Origin of the sequence: Rhizobium sp. LC145 (assembly GCF_001005825.1) — a bacterium.
Taxonomy (GTDB): domain Bacteria; phylum Pseudomonadota; class Alphaproteobacteria; order Rhizobiales; family Rhizobiaceae; genus Neorhizobium.
This window is the reverse complement of record NZ_LBHV01000007.1, coordinates 86,732-105,703: the sequence shown is the minus strand read 5'-3', so window position 1 is coordinate 105,703 and position 18,972 is coordinate 86,732. Positions and strand designations below refer to the sequence as shown.

The window sequence follows — 18,972 nt, the reverse complement described above, 5'->3', positions numbered from 1 at the left end:
TCCGAAGGACGGGTCGAGACCAGTGTCTCGACCCCAAAAGCCGGCAGGCCAGAGGGGGAAGCTTGTCTCCGGTGGAGGTAACCTCTGATGGCCGCTCCAACCTCCACCCCCGTCGATCTCTCCGCAGCCCTGGTGCTTGCGCCCGCCACATTCGCCGATTGGCTGGTTGTGCTGCCGGTCGCGCTGATGCTCGGCGCCGGCGCCGCGCTGATGATGATCCGCCACCGCATAGACCTGCATGGCCTTCTCGCCGTGCCGGCGCTCGCGCTCCTGGTGCTCATCGATGCCGCGCTGCTCTGGAAGGTCTGGTCGGGCGGGCCCGTCACCATGACCATGGGCCGCTGGCTGCCGCCCTTCGGCATCGCCTTCACCGTCGATCTCTTCGGCGCCGTCATGGCGCTGGTCGCGGCGCTCGCGGCCCTTGCCGGCGGCATCTATGCGCTGCGCGATATCGATACCAGCGGTCGCCGCTACGGCTTCTTCCCCTTCCTGCTCTTGCTGATGGCGGGCGTCACGGGAGCCTTCGTGACCGGCGACGTCTTCAACCTCTATGTCTGGTTCGAGGTTCTGCTGATCTCCTCCTTCGGCCTGCTGATCCTCGGTTCCGAGCGGGAGCAGATCGACGGCGCGCTGAAATACGCGATCCTCAACCTCCTCGGCACGACGCTCTTCCTGATCGGCGTCGGCTATCTCTATGCGATCTTCGGCACGCTCAACATGGCCGATATCGCGACAAAGGCCGCCGATCACCGCGGCAGCGCGCCCACCATCACGCTTGGCGCACTCTTCGTGCTCGCCTTCGCCATGAAGGCGGCCGCCTTCCCGGTAAACTTCTGGCTGCCGGCCTCCTATCACACGCCGCGCATCGTGGTTTCCGCGCTTTTCGGCGGCCTGCTGACCAAGGTCGGCATCTACGCGCTGATCCGCATCATGGTCATGCTCTTCCCCGTCGAGCGGGAGGAGCTGAGCTTGGTGATCGCGATTTCCGCTGCGCTCACCATGCTGCTCGGCGCGCTCGGTGCGCTGGCACAGAACGATCTGAGAAGGCTCGCCGGCTATCTCGTCATCGCCGGCATCGGCAACATGATGGCAGGCGTCGCGATCGGCACGGAGCCCGGCGTCAGCGGTGCGATCCTCTATGCCCTGCATTCCATGGTGGCGATGACGGCGCTCTACCTGGTGACGGGCGAGGCGGCGCGGCTCGGCGGCTCGTTCTCGCTTGCGGCCCTCGGCGGCCTCTATGTCCGCTCGCCCTGGTTTACGGCCGCGTCCTTCATCCTGTTCCTGGCGGTTGCCGGCCTGCCGCCCTTCCTCGGCCTCTGGCCCAAGGTGGCGCTCCTGAAGGCCGCGCTCGATATCGGTGCCTGGTGGCTCGCCGCCTCGATCCTCGTTTCCGCCTTCATCGTCACGCTCGCGCTCGGCCGCGTCTTCCTGCTCGCCTACTGGCGTCCGCGGGCCGATGACGCCCCGCCCGCTCCAAGGGCCAGCATGACGATCGTGCTGCCGATCGCCGGGCTCGTTGCCTTCTCCGTCGTCTTCGGCCTCTTTCCGGAAAGCCTGATCGGCCTCTCGCAGGCAGCCGCCGAAGGGCTTGCCGATCCTTCCGCCTATATCCGTTCGGTCTTCCCCGGAGGCGCGCCCATTCCTGCCGGAGGAGCCCCATGACCACGATCATCGTCAGCACGCTCTTCACCGCTGTCTGGGTGGCGATCACCGGCAGCGCCAGCTTCCACAACCTCGCCTTCGGCTTCCTGCTCGCGACGCTTTGCCTGTGGATCGTGCGCGACGAGATGGGCGGGCGCGGCTATTGGAAGCGGTTCGGGCGGGTGCTTTCACTCCTCGTCCTCTTCCTCAAGGAACTCGCGCTTTCCGCCTGGAAGGTGGCGGTTCTGGTGGTAAGCCCGCGCATGGACCTGAAGCCCGGCATCTTCGCCTTCCCGCTGACGGTCGACCGTGATTTCGAGATCACGCTGCTCGCCAACCTCATCACGCTGACGCCAGGCACGCTCTCGGTCGACGTCTCGGTCGATCGCAAGACGCTGTTCGTCCATGCGATCGATTGCTCCGATATCGAGGCGACGAAGCGGGATATCGCCGAAGGCTTCGAGCGCAAGATCATGGAGGCGTTTAGATGAGCGCGCCCGATACCGTTCTCTCCGTCGCCATCCTGATCGGCCTCGTCCTCCTCGGCATCGCCTTTCTGCTGACCGTCTACCGCGTCATCAAGGGGCCGACCCTGCCGGACCGGGTGGTGGCGCTCGATATGCTGGTCGGCATCGTGATCGGCTTCATCGGCGTGATCGCCATCAGGACCGGCTTCACGCTCTATATCGATATCGCAATCTCGCTCGGCCTCGTCGGCTTCCTGGCGACCGTCGCGTTTGCCCGCTTCATCCTGGCGCGTGGGCGCGACGGATCGTCCGAGGGCGCGCCCGCAGCCGCCGAAGCCGCGCCCGCCGAGAGGGCAGGCGGCCGAGCAAAGGCAAAGGCGAAGGCGAAACCCGCTCCGCCGGCGGCAGGAAAGGGGAGAAAGGCCTGATGGACATGCTCTTTGCGCTGGCGACCGCCGCGCTGATCCTTTCCGGCTCCGCCTTCGCGCTGATCGCGGCGATCGGCCTCAACCGGCTGCCGGACATCTATACCCGCATGCACGCGGCCTCCAAGGCCGGCACGGTCGGCTCGGGGCTGATGCTGCTCGCCGTCGGCGTGCATTCCGGCGATTTGGCCACTCTTGCCCGCGCGCTTGCCGGTTTTTTCTTCTTCATTCTGACCGCCCCGGTTTCGGCCCACTTGCTTGCCAAAGCGGCGCATCAGGTCGGCTATTCGCTGTCGCCGCGCTCCGTTTGCGATGAAATGAGCGATTATGAGAAGCGAATATAACCCTCAGTGGTAGATTTATTGGTTTTTTCAGCAGGCAATATTTTCCGAATCTATCGGAGTAATTGCACTGTTCTTTTGGTGTAGAGCTGAAAAATGCCCCCTATTACCAGATTTCGCACTTGAAGGACTTTCGCAAGAGGTCTAATTCCAAAGTAGTTGAGCGCTGATGTTGCCTGGAAGAGGTCTCTTTCCGAGAATGCCGAACGTGTCTAGCCGATCCTTCTGGAAAAGCTGGCGGAAACACTCGGGGTTTGAAGGAAAACCTGCTTCGAGGCATGTCCGAGGCCATGAACGCCTCCTTGCCGTGTGAAATCTAGGGGTAGGTTTCATGTCTTCGCGACGATGCGGCTAGGTGGTGTCCTGTCCACGAAATGCTCCACTCGGACGGGTGCCGCGGAGGTCGCGGGCCTCGTCGTCACAGTTTGAACAGGAGACATGAAATGACAGAGATCGCACTGGGCAAGGGCCAGGACCTGCTGGTGGAACTGACCGCCGACATCGTCGCTGCCTATGTGAGCAACCATGTCGTCCCCGTGGGCGACCTTCCGAACCTCATTTCGGATGTCCACTCGGCCCTCACCAACACCTCTTCTCCGGCTCCCGCCGCAACGACGGTCGAAAAGCCGAAGCCTCCGGTCCCGATCAAGAAGTCCATCGAGGACGATTACCTGATCTGCCTGGAGGATGGGCAGAAGTTCAAGTCGCTGAAGCGGCACCTGATGACCCATTACAACATGACCCCGGAAGAATACCGGGAAAAGTGGGGTCTGCCGGCGGATTACCCGATGGTCGCGCCTGCCTATGCCGAGGCGCGCTCGCGTCTCGCCAAGGAAATGGGCCTCGGCCAGCGCCGCAAGCGGGCGTGATTTTGGAGGGGCGGCAGCCCCTCGGCTCGGCTCCCACGGGCACCCCCCTATGGGCAACTCTTTGTGAAAGACTGCAGCGCCCTACGCACGATGCGTGGCCGCGCTGCATGCTCCCTCTTCCTTGATTGAAGGTGGTGAGGGCGCTCCGGCGGAAAGCCGGCGCGATGTTGCCGATCTCCGTCATCGGCTTTTCCGCAGCTCGCGCTGCCTCCATGCTTCTCCCTTGCCGCGCTCGGCGCGAACCTCCCCGCAAAGCATGCGCCTTCGCATTGTAGGATTGTGCCACGTTGCGGGGACGATGAGAGGAAAAAATTCCCATCTCCGATTTCCTCTTCATTGAAAAACCTGAGGAATTTCAGTGAGTCACAACCGACCCGTCGCTTCCTGCATCCCCGCTCTTGCTCTAAGGTGTATGAATTAATTCCTATTCATTGAGGAGTTGTCATGCCTTTTGAGAAGCTTCCGAACGCCTCCCAGCCGACGCATCCCGCTCTATTCCGGGCGGGCGCGGGGCGCCTGCCGATACTCATGACCCTCAGCCTGCCCTCGAGGAATACCTGCCGCATTGTTCGGCAGCTCGTGAGCGAGATGGTCGTGCTGCTCGGCGATCGCGTAATGCCGCCGCGGGACCGCCGCCGCCCGTCCTGCCATGTGCGGCAGATCGCCATGTATGTCTGCCATGTCTCGCTCAGGATGTCGCTCAGCGATATCGGCGATGCCTTCGGCCGCGATCGCACCACGGTCGGCCATGCCTGCCATGTGGTCGAGGACCGCCGCGACGATCCCGCCTTCGATGATTTCGTCTCCGCCGTGGAGCGCATCGTCGCGGCCGTCTTCGGGCTTTCGGAGATGTCGGCTCATGATTGAGGTAACCGGAAGCGAAGCGAAGCTGGCGCGCGCCGCCAGGAAGGAAATGCTGTGCCTCATCCGCCAGCTTTCCCGCGGCGAATGCACCGTCAAACCCTCGCCCAACGGAGAAATGCTGATGCTCGGGGAGGAGGGGCGCGCCTATTCCCGCGCCACCATTCGTGCGGCAGAGGCGAGGGGGCTCCTGCGGATCGTGGAGGGTAGGGCCTCGGCAAATCCCGAAGCCTCGGCCTTTCTGCGCCGCGCTCTGGTCGAGGGGGATGACGACGAGAGGTTCGGCGGCCAGCATCGCGAGATCGCGGTGGAAAGCGTCGAGGTGGAGGGAGCCCGCCAGCCGGTGCGCCGCAATCTTTCGGAATCGCCGCTTTCGGCGCTCGCCAGGATAAGGGATCGCAACGGTGCCTCCTTCCTGCCGGAAGAGGCGATCGCGGCCGGCGAGCGGCTGCTTGCCGATTTTACCAGGGCGCAGTTGCAGCCGCGCGTAACGGCTTCGTGGGAGCCGAGACTTGCAAGCCGCGGCAAGGGGCAGGCGGGCGGTCAGGCCGAGATCGCCGAAAGCGCAATGGCGGCGCGTGACCGCTTCGCCCGCGCCGTGGAGGCGATGGGGCCCGAGCTTGCCGGAGTGGCGGTCGATGTCTGCTGTTTCTCGAAGGGGCTGGAACTGGTGGAGCGGGAGCGGCAATGGCCGGTGCGTTCGGCAAAGCTGATGCTGCGCGCCGCACTTCTGGCGCTTGCCCGCCACTATGCTCCGCCCGCGCCGGAACGCCGGCGCCGCAGGCACCATTGGGGCGTGGAGGATTATCGGCCGGTGTTGTGATTTGCTACCCCTCCCGGCCTGCCGGCCTCCCTCCCCACAAGGGGGAGGGGACAAGCGGCAATGTCCCCGCTCCATCGCATCCTGCCAGGCTACTTTGTCTCCGGTCATGAGAAAAAGCGATGAGGGCGCGGCATATCTCCCTCCCCCTTGTGGGGAGGGTGGCCAGCAGGCCGGGAGGGGCTATTTTACGCCGCGACCTTCGCTGTCGCTTCCTGCCTGATCCGCCGCACCATGGAGCGCAGTCCGTTGGCGCGCTGCGAGGAGAGGTGTTCCACCAGCCCGATGCGGTCGAAGATCTCGATTGCGTCGGTCGTGGCGATCTCGGAGGCGCGCTTGCCGGAATAGACGGCGAGCACGATCGCCACCAGCCCGCGCACGATATGCGCGTCGGAATCGCCCTCGAAGGTCAGCACAGGGTCGGCCGCGCCGTCCGAATGGCTGACGAGCCAGACCTGGCTCGCGCAGCCCTGCACCTTGTTCTCGAGCGTCCGCTTGTCATCGGCAAGCTCCGGCAGTTGCTTGCCGAGCTCGATGACATAGCGGTAGCGGTCTTCCCATTCGTCGAGGAAAGCGAAATCGTCGATGATCTGGTCGAGGCTCGCCATGGCGGCTCCTGCTAAAGCATGTCGCGCAGAGACTGCGCAGCGTTCAGTCCTCATATAGGGAGGAACCGCCTCGGGGAAAACAGCAAAAAAATCGCCGCGAGGATTTCATTCCTCGCGGCGCCGGCAGGATGCCGAGATACAGGGCAGGCAGACAGGCGCCGTGAACCCCAAAGGAGCGCGGCGCAAGCTTTCGGAATTGCATAAAGAGACTCAGTGAAGCGGCTTCGGCTGCGGCAGCGGAATGGCTCCGGTCATGATGGTGTCGGCGCCGCCCTCATGGCGCGGAGCGGCGGCCTTGCCGGGGAAGGGCGCGGGATCGGGATCGGCAAGCTCGGCGATCGGCCCGTTTTCGGCCGGCTTGCCGTCTTCCGCAAATTGCTTGTCCAGAAGCTCGAACGCGACGCGCGCGCCTTCCCGGGCCCGGTGGCCGAGCAGCGTCAGGGTCTCGGCGCCCTTCTCGCAAACATCCGGCTTTTCCGAGCAGAGCGCGCTCATGTACTGATAGGCCTCGGTGGCGACCCGGAACGTATCGGTGACCTGCAGCGCGGAAACGGCTTCCGTCTCCTGGGCGGGGCGGGAGCTGAAATAGGAGAGCACGACGAGCACCGCCGCGAACCAGAAACTTCCCTTGATCAGAAACCACATTGTCCCGTCACCCTCTAAATCCGTCCGACCGCCGCGGCGGCCGCCGGCTTGCTTCCGGTCCTGGCCGAGACCTTACAGCCGGGAAGCGAACAGCGTTTTTATATGATCGCTCGATTTTTAAATAAATTTCTCCGGAATTTTTACCTGCCCCCGTTTGAGACAGGTTTGAGCCGAATTCGAGTACAAGTTTAGCGATTGCCGTTAAGCATAAATGCGGCAGGGCCCCGAAGCCATGGCCTTTGCGGAGGCGGCCCTCGCCATAAAGGTTAACGTGAGGCGGAAAACGCAGTCGAATCCGTTGCTTACGCCGCGTTAACCATGATCGCAGAAGTGCCCCGGATTGTGTGTCAAAGCGGGATTTCGGGGTGCCTGGAACCTTCAAAAGGGGTTGTTTTATCCTTTCTTTAAGCCGCATGGACCTATTGTCCCTTCAACGAATGAGTCTGTTGTTTTCAGGATTTGGCGTGCGCGTATTGAGTAACATTGCCGGCTGGGCGGTCGAACTGGTCGACCATGCCGCGCTCCGATGGCTGGAGCGTATCGGCGAAGGTGATCGGGCGCCCGCAGGCGAGATCGCCTTCCTGCGCCGGCTCGCCTTCTCCTGCCTTGCCGCGCTCGTCTACGTGCCTCTTGCCTTAAGTTTCGTGGCGAGCCCCTCGCTGGCGCTGCCGGTGGGCGCTGCCGTCGTTCTCTCGCTCTTCCTCGTGGCCGCCGCCGCTGCCTTCGCCTTCCGGCGTTCCGCTGTAGTGCCCTTTTCCGGCCTGGAGCCGGATGACGCCGTTTTCGCCGCATGCCCCGGCCTTGCGCTGATCCTCGATCCGCAGGGCGTTGTGGTGAAGGCCGGCGGCCGCGATCGCCTCGGCCTGCCTGCAAACCTGCGCGCGCCGACCGGCGCCGTCTTTGCCGAGCTGGTTCATGTCTCCGACCGCATCACCCTCATGCAGGCATTCGACGCTCTGCGCCAGGGAAGCGAGAGCGCGCTCGTCGAAGTCCGGGTCGAGCGTCCCTTTTGCGCTTCCGGCGGCCGGCAGTTCCTCTATGCCCGGATGGATATGACCGCCCTTCGCGATGGCGAGGGACGGCTTTTCCAGGTCTTCGCCCAGCTTCGCGATACGTCCGAGGAGGCGGCGCTGCGCGCCGAAGCCGTCCGGAGCACGGCCGAGGCCCAGTCCGCGCATGAGGCGAAATCGCGCTTCCTGGCCGCCGTCAGCCATGAGCTGCGCACGCCCCTCAATGCCATTCTCGGCTTTTCGGATGTGCTGGCGGGCGAATATTTCGGCAAGCTCGAAACCGAGCGCCAGCGGGAATATGTGGGCCTCATCCGCCAGTCGGGCGCGCATCTGCTCTCCGTGGTGAACACCATGCTCGACATGAGCAGGATCGAGGCTGGGCGCTACGAGCTCCTGACCGAGCCCTTCCGCATCGCCGATGCGATGGAGGCCTGCCGCGCCATGCTCGATCTTTCCGCTCGCGAGAAGGAAATCACGCTTACCTGCCGCGTGCAGAAGGGGCTGGGCGAGGTGGTGGCGGACCGCCGCGCCGTGCAGCAGATCCTCATCAATCTCGCCGGCAATGCCATCAAGTTCACCGATCGCGGCGTCGTCTCCATCGATGCGGCGCTCGACGGCGGCGATCTCGTCCTCTCCGTCAGCGATACCGGCATCGGGATTGCGGCAGAAAAGCTGGAACTGATCGGCGAGCCCTTCATGCAGGTTGATAATGATTTCGCCCGCCGTTACGAAGGGACCGGCCTCGGCCTGTCGCTGGTCAAGGGTCTCGTGGCGCTGCATGGCGGCCGCTTCGAGATCAGAAGCCGCCCCGGCGAGGGGACCGTGGTGACGGTCCTGCTGCCGGCGGATGGCTCCGGCGCGGCACGCCGCGATGGTGCGGCGGAGGAGCAGACGATCGAATTTCCCCCTCGTCTCCCCAGGGGCCTCTCCAAGGGCCTCCCCGGGGAACCCAAGGTCGGCGGGGGAGCGCCCATGACGGACGAACGGGATTTTGACCATGACCGCGCGAAAGCGAAAATCGCCTGAGAGGAGGAAGTCGGCCAAGGGGCCGGGTCTTCCCTTGCGCCTGGCCACGGCGGTGGCCGGTGGGGCCGGGGCTGGTGTTGCGGCGGTGGCCGGTTCGCTCGGGGCCGCGGCCGCGCGCCATCCGCGCATCGTGGCCGGGGCCTCCGCCTTCATCGTCGTGTTCAGCTTCGTCGCAGCCAACGCCCTCTGGTATCAGCCGGGCGGCCACCCGTCTCCCTTCCTCGCAACCCGCGATCTGGAAGATCCGAATGCCATCGCCGGCTACCGGCCGCTACGGCGGGCAGCCCCCGAAGAGGTCACGACATTCCGCATAGGGCGGGTGGAGGAAGCGGCGCCCGCCGAAAGCGCGGGGACGACGCCGGCCGTGGCTCCGGTTCCGGCACCGGTTCCCGCAGCCGAGCCTCAGGCGCCGCAGGCACCCCCCCCGCCGCAACAGACGGCGGCCGACCGGGCCCTGGTCGCTGAAGTCCAGCGCGAGCTTTCCCGCCGAGGCCTCTATGAGGGTGCCGACGACGGGCTGATGGGCCCGCGCACCGCGGCCGCGATCCTCTCCTTCCAGGAGGCCGCGGGCCTGGAACGCACCGGCGGCGCCAGTGCCGAACTGCTCGCCGCGCTGAAGGCCGGAACCCAGGTGGCGTCCCGCCCGGCTGAGCCCGCCCAGCAGCCGGCGGAAGCTCCGCGCGCGCCGGTGGCCGTCGTCCCCGCCGCCCGCCCGGCGGAAAACATCCATGCGGGGGAGGATCCGGTCGCAGCCGCCATCCGCTCTGCGGAAAAGAGCCCGTCCGCGCGCCCGCCCGCCAATGTCGGCGGGCCTGCGAGACAGGTATCGGCGTCGAGGCCGACGATACTCCCGCCGTCCGATCTCGTGCTGCAGATCCAGCGCGGGCTTTCCAACATCGCCTATGCCGATGTCACCGTCGACGGCGTGGCGGGCGACCAGACCAAGGCGGCGATCCGCCGTTTCGAGAAGCACTACCGCCTTCCCGAGACCGGCGAGCCGAACGAGCAGGTCCTGAAGAAGCTGAAATCGATCGGCGCTCTTTAGTTTTCGGCTATCGGCAAAATTGCCCCTCATCCGGCATACTTCCTTCTCCCCGCGAGCGGGGAGAAGGAAGTATGCCGCTTCGGCCTGCCCCTATTCGCGACGTTCCGCTGGGCACGTTCCCTCTCCCCGTCAAAACGGGGAGAGGGTTAGGGTGAGGGGCAGTTTCCCTGTAAGACCAGGGCAGTTCGACCCTTGGACATGCCAGCATTTGCCCTTCCCATTGAACCGCCATAAGACAAATCCATGCGCATCCGTTCCGATATCTTCGCCTCCGCCCTCATCCGTCGCGTCTTTTCGGCGGGCGGGTTCGCCGCCGTCGAGAAGAAGGGCGCGGAAGAGGCGGGCGCGATCTTCATCCGCCAGCGCGGGCGCGATGGGCTGGAAACGCTGTTCGCGCCGGCTCCCCAGAACTTCTTCGACGAGGCGGACGATGGCGCCCGCAAGTTCGAGCTGCGTCTGGAAAAGGCGCAGTCCCACGAGATCGAGGAGATGCTGGCGCGCGAGTTGCGCTTCGATCCCGATCTTTGGCTCGTGGAGCTGGAAACGGATGAAATCGGCGATCTATTCGAAGTCGTGGAGCGCGGTGGATAATCAGCGCCGGCGAACCGCCTGCGGCACCCTGCGCGAGCTGACGGCCGCCGGTTGCGGCCGCGCGGCATGGTGGGCTTCCAGCTCGCTTTCCTCGGAGATCGTCCGCGGACCGGCCGCATAGGTATAGCTGTCGGCGCGCCGCCAGGCTTCCACGCGGCCGTAGCACTCGTCCGCATCGAGCTTTCCCCATAGGGCCTCGGCCCGGCTTTCGCCTTCCGTGCGCTGCGCGAGGTGGCCGTAGAGCCGCTCGAGGATGAAGAGCGCGTCTGCCGGCTGCATGGCGAGCCCCTTCAGCGTGGCGGCAAGCTGCTGGCCGGAAATGTCGAGCATGATGCGCTCCGAAAGCCAGCGGCTGGCCGAAAGCGCATCGGCAAGCACGCTCGCGAAGAAGCCTGCCTCGCGATTGCGGGCGAACCGCACGAGCAGCGCCTCCTGCGCCGGCGTCAGACTGCGCAGGCCGAGGCGGTCGCTCGCCGGCCGGTCGATATGGGCAGCCAGCGCCTTGATCTGTTCGCGAAGCTCTTCTTCGCGCTCCAGGCGGTCTTTGCCTTCTGCAGTTTCGGGGACTTCTGCCTCGGATTGGACGGATGGGGGAGCCTCCGGCTCGCCCGCCTCGGCATCGGTCTCCGCTTCTGTTTCTTCCTTCGGATATCGCAGGCCCACCAGAGCATCGATCACTGTCGGCGACAGCGCCTCGCGCCGCACGATCGCCCGGACATGGGCCTCGCCTTGCGTGCGGGCGATGGCCACCAGCGTCTCATCGTCCAGGCAGGCGGAAGCGGCGAGAAACGGCGCCGCGATCGCGATCGGCTGGCTTGCGATGAAGAAGGCGACGGCCGGCGGCACGTTCGGGCATTGGGAGAGGGCTGCGACCGCCTGGCGGCGGGCTTCCTCGGTGGAGGCGGAAAAGAGCGGTGCGAAGAGTTCGGCGAACTGCCGCAGTTCCGAACGGGAGGGGCGGGCAAGGCTTTCGAAACTGGTTACCGTGGCCATCAAAACCACATCCTTCCTGCGCATGGCCGCGGGCCTCTCAAGATCTCGAAACTGGTCGATCACAGCCATACTCACTACGCAAAACAAACCCGGAGGCGTTGCGCGCTCCGGGGAGATCCCGGCAGGAAAGTGGGTCATGGGGAAATGGCGCCGACCTCTCCCGATCCTGTTTACCGGATGCTAACTCTGTAAGGGTTAATGGGAGGTGAAGGCGGACCGTTTCGAAACAGTATCGTCCCATCCCGGCATGGATACGCAGCCATGTCGCGAGCCGGTAATTTCTCCTGCCGGAGGCTTGAACCAAATGCCGGTCTTTTGCGTTTTTGCTGTGGGCAGGGGCGGCACGAAGCCACATGCCTTGGTAGTGTAAATGGTCCGTTAACCGACTTATGGCTGAATTGGCCGCATGTTCGGCGTCCCCATGGTTTTCCTGATCGGTTCACCGGAAAGACGCCAGCGCATCAAGCCCGGTCCAGGCGAAACCGGTCTCGGAATAGGTGTCGCCGCGCTTTGGATGTAAGGAGCGCTCAAGAAGCGCAAGTCCCCGCAGGTGAGGCTGCCGGGAATTGCGTGAGGCCCTCCGGAAGGGCAGGGTGAAATCGATCAGCCCTTCATCCGTCTCGAACCCTGGAATGGAGACGAGCATGGCAGAGATCGTGGTATTGAACAGATGGCGTCTCAGGCCGAGCAGGCGGCCGCCGGTGCATATCGGCAGGCCGCAGGAAAAGGAGGGCAAATTGCTGCTCTTCACCGGCGTGCGCTACGAGCGCGCCGGGGATGCGCCCCGCCGGCAGGCTGAAAACGCACTGGTTCGCACAGAACAGAAGTGACAGCTCCCGCGGGGTGAAATCAGAACTGGTTTCTGGCCCGCCATTCGAAAGGCGCGCAGGTCGCCTGAGCGAGGAATTGCCTCGCTGGCGCCGCAAAGCTCGGCTGCGGCACCATGCTGCGCAGCACGATATAACCCTCCGCAGCCTGCGTCTCCACCAGGATCGATTCCGCGATCGGCTCCGGCAGCGACTTGCGCAGAAGCGTAAGCTGCACGGGCGTTGCGATCACCACATCCAGCATCCCGCCGACGGACGTGCGGTCGTTGATCGAGAAGACCTCGTTCGATGCGCCGTCATAAACGGCGAGCGACCAGAAGGGCACGTTGCCCGGCGCCATCACGCGAATGGGGCCGCTGCCGATATCGAAGGAACACACCGCCACCTCGAGGAAGGGATCGTCCTTGGCAAGCCCTGCCTGATCGGGCTTTTCGGCAAGCGGATAGAAGCGGTGGCGCTCGCCTTTGGCGAGCACGCGCGTATAGGCGTCGCGCTCGCTGAAATAGGGCAGCGACAGCACGATCACGAGATGCAGCAGCGCCGCGCCGATGAGGCCCGTGGCGATCGCCAGCGCGAGCTTGAACGCGAAAGATCTAAGCATTTCCGCATCCGGTCTTTACGATCGAGGGCATGGAGAGATCCACCAGGCCGGAACTGCCGGCCGTCGGCGTATCGAACAGCGTCAGCGTCAGGCGGAAGGGCTGGCCGGCGGAAACGGCGAGCCAGTTTCCGGGCCTGGCGGAGGCGGAGATGTCTACCGTGAAATTGCCGTCCGGCTGGCGCAGCACCGTGCGCGAGTTCAGCGCGGTGGGCAGGTCGCTGGTAATCGAGGGCGGCGCGCCACCGGGGCGCGTGGGAAACAGCGTCCAGAAACGCGCCGGCGGCGTGTGGCCGGAAAGCCGGTAGGTGCAGTCGCCGGAAAGCCGTGCCCCGGTGCTATCGACAGCAGCGGTGAAGACGAGCCCCTCGGCGCTGGCATAGAGGAGCTTGCCGGCATTCGCGCGGTGCGATTTCGCGTAAGGATCGGCCTTGGAGGTCTGCGCGTCCGGGAATGCCTCCCAGGGACCAAGCTTTATGGCGCCGAACCCCACCGTCGCATCGAGCGCCACGAGCGTGGACCAGATACCGCCGCCGAAGGCGATGGCAAGCGCGACGGCGATGAGAAAGGGGACACGAAACACCTGAAACCGGGCCCTCGGACGATTGCTTGGGTCAGGCCTTAGCATTGATTCTCTTGAGAAGGAATGGAGGAGGGGCTGTGGAAGGTTCCAGACAGATGTGAATCGCGCCGAATCGGCTACTGTTCCGCGATGCCGATTCGATATGCCGTTCCTCCAGGAACACTTTTGCTTTGCGACTATGCTTTGGGTGGTTTCGTACCGCCTGAGATGGTCAAACGTCGGCCAGCGATCGTGGTGTCTCCACGGCTTCCTCATCGGGATGGACTTTGCGCAGTCGTGCCGCTTTCGACAACTCCGCCATCCCGATCGCTCGACTATGTTGTTGAGCTTATCCTTGATCCGATCCTTCCTTCGCCCTTTGATTCGCCGATGATGTGGGCCAAATGCGATATGATCGCAACGGTCAGTTTTGATCGCCTTGACCTCTTTCGCACAAGCAGGGATCAGCAGGGGAAACGCAAGTATCTAACCAGACGAGTGGATGCGGATACCCTGGAGAGAATTCGCCTGGCTGTCAGGGCAGGACTGGGAATTTAACTTGAAATTTAAGGGGCATTCCCCATATTGAGTTCGATCGCTGGCGACGAGAGTCGTTCAGCCTCAAGACCTCCGCGGAGGCAGACCCCGTCACGGCGATAACAAGCTTGGCGGGGTTTCTTGTTTGTAACTCCGGCCAGCCTCGCGCTATCGCGTCTCCGTCCCGTCTGCCGCCTGAAGAGCGTATCACTCACCCGGAAGTTTCTGCTCCAACCCGGCAATGAGGGCGTCTAGGCCGTAGTCGAAAGTGGCATCCGCCCCGGCACTCTCCAGTTCGTCGAAAACATGCAGCAGAAAGGCCGGCGGCGAAGGTGCTGCGGGCGCTTCCATCCCCTGCCGCTCGGCCATATCCGCCTCCGCCGTCTGCTGCTCGATGACAGCGCCGACCGTGTAATGGCTGATCGCGGCGAGCGCCTGGGCGGCTTGCCTCGCGTTGAAGCCCGCTTCGCAGAGCAGGCGGATCTGCGCCTCGGCGATATCGAACTGCGGTGAAGTCGGCCGCGTGCCGGCATGGATGAGGGCGCCGTCGCGATAGGCGAGCAAGGCTTTCCGAAAACTTCGGGCGTTCTCCCTGAGGAACATGCGCCAGTCTTCGCCCTTCCTCGACATGGAGCGCATGTGCTTTTCCGCCAGCATCGTCTCGGCCAGCGCATCGAGCAGCGCCCGCTTGTTGCGGAAATGCCAGTAGAGGGCGGGTTGCTGAACCTTCAGCCGCTCGGCAAGCCTGCGCGTCGTCAGGCCATCGACGCCGACCTCGTTGAGAAGGTCGAGTGCCGCGCGGATCACCGTCTCCCGGTCCAGTTTCGTCATCTTGGCTCCATTCCTGCTCTTGACAATTTATCATCGATAAAGTTTTTGTCCATTTCCTTATCGATGATAAATTTCCGGCGGTGCCGGATTTGAGGTTTTACATGAACAGGTCGCTTGCCGTTGCCTTGGCCGTGGTCGCCCTCGATGCCATGGGGCTCGGGATCGTCATGCCGGTCCTGCCGGCGCTGTTGCGCGAACTCGTGCCGTCGCATGAGGTGGCCGGGCATTACGGCGTCCTGCTGTCGCTCTATGCGCTGATGCAGGTCTTCTTCGCGCCGCTCATCGGGAGGCTGTCGGACCGGCACGGCCGCCGGCCGGTGCTGCTCGCCTCGCTCGCCGGGGCAACGGTCGATTATGCCGTCATGGCGGCAGCGCCGGTGCTCTGGGTGCTCTATATCGGCCGGATCGTCGCGGGGATCACCGGCGCGACCGGAGCGGTGGCCGCCTCCACCATCGCGGATGCGACGCGGGAAGACGAACGCGCGCGCTGGTTCGGCTTCATGGGCGCCTGCTTCGGCGGCGGCATGATCGCCGGCCCTGCGATCGGCGGCTTGATGGGCGGCATATCCGCCCATGCGCCCTTCATGGCGGCGGCCTTTCTCAACGGCTTCGGATTTCTGCTTGCCTGCATTTTCCTCACCGAATCCAGACGGGGCCGGAGCGAGGCGGAGAAGCCGGCAAGCATCAACCCGCTCGCCGCCTTCCGGCTGGATGGTCCTCTGCGCGGTCTTCTGGCGCTGATTGGCGTCTTCTTCACCATGCAGCTGATCGGCCAGGTGCCGGCAGCACTCTGGGTGATCTACGGCGAGGATCGCTTCCATTGGGAAACGGCGACGGTCGGCCTGTCGCTTGCGGCCTTCGGCGCCGTGCATGCGTTGTTCCAGGCCTTCGTCACCGGGCCGCTTTCCGCTCGGCTCGGTGAAAGGCGCACCCTGCTTCTCGGCATGATGGCCGACGGGGCCGGCTTTCTGGCTCTGGCCTTCGCCACGCAGGGGTGGATGGTCCTGCCGATCCTTTTCCTGCTGGCGGCCGGCGGAGTGGGCATGCCGACCCTGCAGGCCATGCTGTCGAGATCTGTCGGCGATGATGCGCAAGGCAGGCTGCAGGGAACGCTCGCCAGCCTGACGAATCTGACTTCCATCATCGGACCGCTGGGCTTCACCGCTCTCTATGCGCAGACGGCGGGAACGTGGAACGGCTGGGTCTGGATAGCAGGTGCCGTACTCTATCTCGCTTGCCTGCCAGCCTTGCAGAGGCCGGCCGCCGCCTGAAAGCCTATCGCGTTTCCGTTCCGCCCGCCGCCGGCTTGATGACCGCCTCGGTCATATCCGCTTCTGCGACCTTCGGCGTTCCCGGCAGGAGCGGGCCGGCCGCCTTCAGATCCTTGGCGATCTGGCGCAGCACGCGGGTCGATTCTGCCGAGAGCGAGCGCGGCCGGATGAGTGCGGGCAGGTCGGTTTCACTGCCTTCCTCCTTCTTCGCCACCGCCTGGCCGCCCTTGTGGTCGCCGGCGGGCAGCGGATTGTCGATGAAGGGAATAGGCCGAAGCTCGATGCCCTGATGCGCATAATCCATCAGCTTCTTGAAGGTCATGGCCGGCAGCGTGCCGCCCGTCATCTCCTTCATCGGCGTGAAATCGTCGTTCCCGAACCAGACGGCTGCGGTGTAATTGCCGGTGAAGCCGACGAACCAGGCGTCGCGATAGCTTTGCGAGGTGCCGGTCTTGCCGCCCGTCAGCACGCCCTCGACGGCGGCGCGCCGCGCCGTGCCGTTATAGGGAATGGTCGTCAGGATGCGGTTCATGGATTTCGTGGCGTCTTCCGAGAGCACGCGCTTTGCCGGGGGCTCGTCCCGCTGGAAATCGTAGAGCACCTCGCCACCGTAGCCGAGCACCTGCGAAATGCCGTGGCGGCGGGATTGCATGCCGCCCGCCGGCATCACGGCATAAGCCGTCGCCTGGTCGAGCACGGTTACTTCCGATGTGCCGAGCGGGACGGTCTTGTCGCTTCTAAGCGGCGTTTCGATGCCCATGGCCTTTGCCATTTCCACGATCGCCTTGGTGCCGAGCTTTTCCTTGGCAAGCCGCACCGGAACGGTGTTCAGCGATTGCGACATGGCGGTCATCAGCGTGACCTTGCCCTTGTAGGAGCGGCCGTAGTTCTGCGGCGACCAGCCGTTCCAGGTGATCGGCGCGTCGGAGATCACCGTTTCCGGCGTCATGCCGCTCTCCATGGCGGCCGCATAGGTGTAGAGCTTGAAGGAGGAGCCCGGCTGGCGCAGCGCGCGGGCGGCGCGGTTGAACTGGCTCTCGCCGTAATCGCGGCCGCCGACCATGGCGCGCACGGCCCCGCCGTTCTCGATCATAACCAGCGAGCCCTGCTTGACCTTGTATCCCTCGCCATATTCGCGAAGGCTCGATTCCATCGCCGCTTCCGCCGCCTGCTGCAGGCCCGTGTCGATCGTGGTGCGCACGATGACGGAATGCTCGCGAAACCTGCCGGCATCGGCGAGATGCTGCACCTCGTCGAAAGCCCAGTCGAGAAAGAAATCCGGGGCCTTTGCTTCGGCGCGGTCCATGACGGTCGCCGGGTTGCGCCGCGCGCCGATCACCTGCCCTTCGGACATCATGCCGCTCTGCACGAGGTTCGACAGCACCTCGTTGGCGCGGGCGCGAGCGGCTGGAAGGTTCACGTGCGGGGCATATTTGGCGGGCGCCTTGAAGAGGCCGGCGAGCATGGCGGATTCGGCAAGGTTCACCTCCGCGATGTTCTTGCCGAAATAGAACTGCGCCGCCGCCGCCGCCCCGAATGTGCCGCCGCCCATATAGGCGCGGTCCAGATAGAGCGAGAGGATTTCCTTCTTGGAAAGGTTCGCCTCCAGCCAGAGCGACAGGAAGGCTTCCTTGATCTTGCGCTCGAGCGACCGCTCGTTGGTGAGGAACAGGTTCTTGGCGAGCTGCTGGGTAAGCGTCGAACCGCCCTGCACGACGCCGCCTGCCTTGGCGTTTTCATTCAGTGCGCGGGCAAGCCCCATGAAATCTATGCCGAAATGGGTGAAGAAGCGGCGGTCCTCGGTGGCGAGCACCGCCTTGATGAGATGGTCCGGCAGCTCGTCGATCGGCACCGAATCTTCATGGATGATGCCGCGGTGGCCGATGACGTTGCCATAGCGGTCGAGGAAGGTGACGGCGAAATCGCCCCGGTTTCGCCAATCTTGTTTGGTTTCCTCGAATGCGGGAAGGGCGAGCGCGAGAAGTGCTACGGCGCCCGCCGTGCCGAGCGTCATGGCCTCGCCGGCGACTTCGAAGACGGCCCGCTTCCAGCCCCGGACGCGGAACTTGCGGGAGAAGATGGTGATCTCCTCCCAGAGTTCGCCGAGCCGGAAGCCCAGGTTCCAGACGGTGGAATCGATCCAGGAATCGATCCGGAGCAGGAGGTGGCGCTTTCTGCGCGGACGCCCGGGAGGGAGCTCTTCGGATGACTGTGGCTCGTCCTGCACCTTGGTTGTTCCCGCTTGAATTCCTCGCTCTTTTCGATGGGATGTGCTTGACGCCGTCCCCTCAAGGGATCAAGAGCATGAGCCTCCCACCGTTATTCAGCAATAGCTGACAAATGGTTGACGCGCGATAGCCAAATCGCAACAGGGTAAAGGACAATGGGGCAGGTTTGTTCCGGAATGCCACAAATGTGATGCCCGTCCGATGCAGGACCGATGACTGACGAACCTTTCTGGAAAACCAAGCGGCTGAACGAGATGACGCAGGAGGAATGGGAAAGCCTCTGCGACGGCTGCGGCCTCTGTTGTCTCAACAAGCTGGAGGACTGGGACACCGGCGAGGTGGCCTTCACTTCGGTTGCCTGCCGTCTGCTCGACGGCCATAGCTGTCGCTGTTCCGATTACGAGAACCGCCAGGCGACGGTTCCCGAATGCATCCAGCTCACCCCTGAGACGGTCGGCGAGATCAGCTGGCTGCCGCCGACCTGCGGCTATCGCCTCGTGCAGGAGGACAGGGACCTCTATTGGTGGCATCCGCTGGTTTCCGGCGATCCGGAAACCGTGCACCTTGCCGGCATTTCCGCCCGTGGCCGAACGATCAGCGAGGCGGAAGTCGATATCGAGGATTACGAGGACTACCTGGTCGATTGGCCGCTGACGGTGGGGGAGGATGCCGACGACCCCCGCCTTGCCGAAGAACGGAAGGCCGCACTCGGCCGCGGCGATGCCGACGCGGTTTCGCTGCCGGAGCTGCTCGCGCGTGATGGGGTGAAGGGA

The 18,972-nt window shown here is 64.3% G+C and carries 20 protein-coding genes and 1 pseudogene; 13 read left to right on the top strand and 8 right to left on the bottom strand.

What is annotated here, in order from left to right:
* The first annotated feature begins 87 nt into the window (after positions 1 to 87).
* The 7 genes from YH62_RS18475 (at position 88) to YH62_RS18445 (ending at position 5,430) form a co-directional block, all read left to right on the top strand.
* On the top strand, positions 88 to 1,665 hold the full coding sequence (locus YH62_RS18475) for a Na+/H+ antiporter subunit D (protein WP_046795737.1): 1,578 nt from the start codon (positions 88 to 90) through the stop codon (positions 1,663 to 1,665).
* Positions 1,662 to 2,135 (top strand): Na+/H+ antiporter subunit E, encoded by a 474-nt coding sequence (locus YH62_RS18470; RefSeq protein ID WP_046795736.1) that lies wholly within the window; start codon positions 1,662 to 1,664, stop codon positions 2,133 to 2,135. The genes YH62_RS18475 and YH62_RS18470 overlap by 4 nt, the downstream gene beginning before the upstream one ends.
* A complete protein-coding gene (locus YH62_RS18465; protein WP_046795735.1) occupies positions 2,132 to 2,539 on the top strand; it encodes a cation:proton antiporter in 408 nt (135 codons plus the stop codon). Before YH62_RS18470 ends, YH62_RS18465 begins: the two co-directional genes overlap by 4 nt.
* Positions 2,536 to 2,880 carry a monovalent cation/H(+) antiporter subunit G gene (mnhG, locus tag YH62_RS18460; RefSeq protein WP_046796044.1) on the top strand — a complete coding sequence of 115 codons (345 nt, stop codon included), beginning with the start codon at positions 2,536 to 2,538 and terminating at the stop codon, positions 2,878 to 2,880. Before YH62_RS18465 ends, mnhG begins: the two co-directional genes overlap by 4 nt.
* 440 nt (positions 2,881 to 3,320) lie before the next feature.
* Positions 3,321 to 3,746 (top strand): MucR family transcriptional regulator, encoded by a 426-nt coding sequence (locus YH62_RS18455; RefSeq protein ID WP_046795734.1) that lies wholly within the window; start codon positions 3,321 to 3,323, stop codon positions 3,744 to 3,746.
* 444 nt (positions 3,747 to 4,190) lie between these two features.
* Positions 4,191 to 4,613: a helix-turn-helix domain-containing protein gene (locus YH62_RS18450; protein ID WP_245282128.1), complete on the top strand. Its 423-nt coding sequence runs from the start codon at positions 4,191 to 4,193 to the stop codon at positions 4,611 to 4,613.
* Positions 4,606 to 5,430 (top strand): DUF6456 domain-containing protein, encoded by an 825-nt coding sequence (locus YH62_RS18445; RefSeq protein WP_046795733.1) that lies wholly within the window; start codon positions 4,606 to 4,608, stop codon positions 5,428 to 5,430. Before YH62_RS18450 ends, YH62_RS18445 begins: the two co-directional genes overlap by 8 nt.
* Positions 5,431 to 5,615: 185 nt before the next feature.
* Here YH62_RS18445 and YH62_RS18440 read toward each other — a convergent pair whose 3' ends face one another.
* Together YH62_RS18440 and YH62_RS18435 are read right to left on the bottom strand one after the other, a co-directional pair.
* Complete coding sequence (locus YH62_RS18440) at positions 5,616 to 6,035, bottom strand: SufE family protein (RefSeq protein ID WP_046795732.1); 420 nt, start codon at positions 6,033 to 6,035, stop codon at positions 5,616 to 5,618.
* A gap of 210 nt (positions 6,036 to 6,245) precedes the next feature.
* Entirely contained in the window at positions 6,246 to 6,680 is a 435-nt protein-coding gene (locus YH62_RS18435) for a DUF5330 domain-containing protein (RefSeq protein ID WP_046795731.1), read from the bottom strand.
* Positions 6,681 to 7,117: 437 nt separating this feature from the next.
* On the opposite strand from YH62_RS18435, the gene YH62_RS18430 reads away from it, so the two are divergent.
* The 3 genes from YH62_RS18430 to YH62_RS18420 all read left to right on the top strand — a co-directional run bounded on the left by YH62_RS18430 (position 7,118) and on the right by YH62_RS18420 (position 10,352).
* Positions 7,118 to 8,716, top strand: a complete 1,599-nt coding sequence (locus tag YH62_RS18430) for a HAMP domain-containing sensor histidine kinase (RefSeq protein WP_082118413.1) — start codon at positions 7,118 to 7,120, stop codon at positions 8,714 to 8,716.
* On the top strand, positions 8,688 to 9,761 hold the full coding sequence (locus YH62_RS18425; RefSeq protein WP_046795730.1) for a peptidoglycan-binding domain-containing protein: 1,074 nt from the start codon (positions 8,688 to 8,690) through the stop codon (positions 9,759 to 9,761). The genes YH62_RS18430 and YH62_RS18425 overlap by 29 nt, the downstream gene beginning before the upstream one ends.
* Positions 9,762 to 10,004: 243 nt before the next feature.
* Positions 10,005 to 10,352: a DUF1491 family protein gene (locus tag YH62_RS18420; protein ID WP_046795729.1), complete on the top strand. Its 348-nt coding sequence runs from the start codon at positions 10,005 to 10,007 to the stop codon at positions 10,350 to 10,352.
* Here YH62_RS18420 and YH62_RS18415 read toward each other — a convergent pair whose 3' ends face one another.
* Both YH62_RS18415 and YH62_RS30530 read right to left on the bottom strand, forming a co-directional pair.
* Positions 10,353 to 11,408: a DUF2336 domain-containing protein gene (locus tag YH62_RS18415; RefSeq protein ID WP_170986375.1), complete on the bottom strand. Its 1,056-nt coding sequence runs from the start codon at positions 11,406 to 11,408 to the stop codon at positions 10,353 to 10,355. It abuts the gene before it with no gap.
* Between the two features lie 376 nt (positions 11,409 to 11,784).
* Positions 11,785 to 11,991, bottom strand: a complete 207-nt coding sequence (locus YH62_RS30530) for a hypothetical protein (protein WP_197082536.1) — start codon at positions 11,989 to 11,991, stop codon at positions 11,785 to 11,787.
* Between YH62_RS30530 and YH62_RS30210 the strand changes: the two genes are divergently transcribed.
* The gene (locus YH62_RS30210) at positions 11,990 to 12,175 is read left to right on the top strand and encodes a hypothetical protein (RefSeq protein ID WP_197082535.1); all 186 of its coding nucleotides are present in this window, start codon (positions 11,990 to 11,992) and stop codon (positions 12,173 to 12,175) included. The two genes, YH62_RS30530 and YH62_RS30210, sit on opposite strands and share 2 nt — an antisense overlap.
* Before the next feature lie 19 nt (positions 12,176 to 12,194).
* Here the strand turns inward: YH62_RS30210 and YH62_RS18405 are convergent, their stop codons facing one another.
* The 3 genes from YH62_RS18405 to tetR all read right to left on the bottom strand — a co-directional run bounded on the left by YH62_RS18405 (position 12,195) and on the right by tetR (position 14,700).
* A complete protein-coding gene (locus tag YH62_RS18405) occupies positions 12,195 to 12,773 on the bottom strand; it encodes a DUF1254 domain-containing protein (protein ID WP_046795727.1) in 579 nt (192 codons plus the stop codon).
* Positions 12,766 to 13,353: a DUF1214 domain-containing protein gene (locus YH62_RS18400; protein WP_046795726.1), complete on the bottom strand. Its 588-nt coding sequence runs from the start codon at positions 13,351 to 13,353 to the stop codon at positions 12,766 to 12,768. The genes YH62_RS18405 and YH62_RS18400 overlap by 8 nt, the downstream gene beginning before the upstream one ends.
* Before the next feature lie 723 nt (positions 13,354 to 14,076).
* Complete coding sequence (gene tetR / locus YH62_RS18395) at positions 14,077 to 14,700, bottom strand: tetracycline resistance transcriptional repressor TetR (protein ID WP_046795725.1); 624 nt, start codon at positions 14,698 to 14,700, stop codon at positions 14,077 to 14,079.
* 101 nt (positions 14,701 to 14,801) lie between these two features.
* Here tetR and tet point away from each other — a divergent pair, with 101 nt between their 5' ends.
* The gene (gene tet / locus YH62_RS18390) at positions 14,802 to 15,971 is read left to right on the top strand and encodes a Tet(A)/Tet(B)/Tet(C) family tetracycline efflux MFS transporter (RefSeq protein ID WP_046795724.1); all 1,170 of its coding nucleotides are present in this window, start codon (positions 14,802 to 14,804) and stop codon (positions 15,969 to 15,971) included.
* A 4-nt stretch (positions 15,972 to 15,975) separates the two neighbouring features.
* Here the strand turns inward: tet and YH62_RS18385 are convergent, their stop codons facing one another.
* Positions 15,976 to 18,198, bottom strand: coding sequence for a PBP1A family penicillin-binding protein (locus YH62_RS18385; RefSeq protein WP_046795723.1), 2,223 nt, complete (start codon positions 18,196 to 18,198; stop codon positions 15,976 to 15,978).
* Positions 18,199 to 18,411: 213 nt separating this feature from the next.
* Between YH62_RS18385 and YH62_RS18380 the strand changes: the two are divergent.
* Positions 18,412 to 18,876 (top strand): annotated as a pseudogene (locus YH62_RS18380) (YcgN family cysteine cluster protein); the annotation flags it as partial.
* Positions 18,877 to 18,972 lie beyond the last annotated feature (96 nt).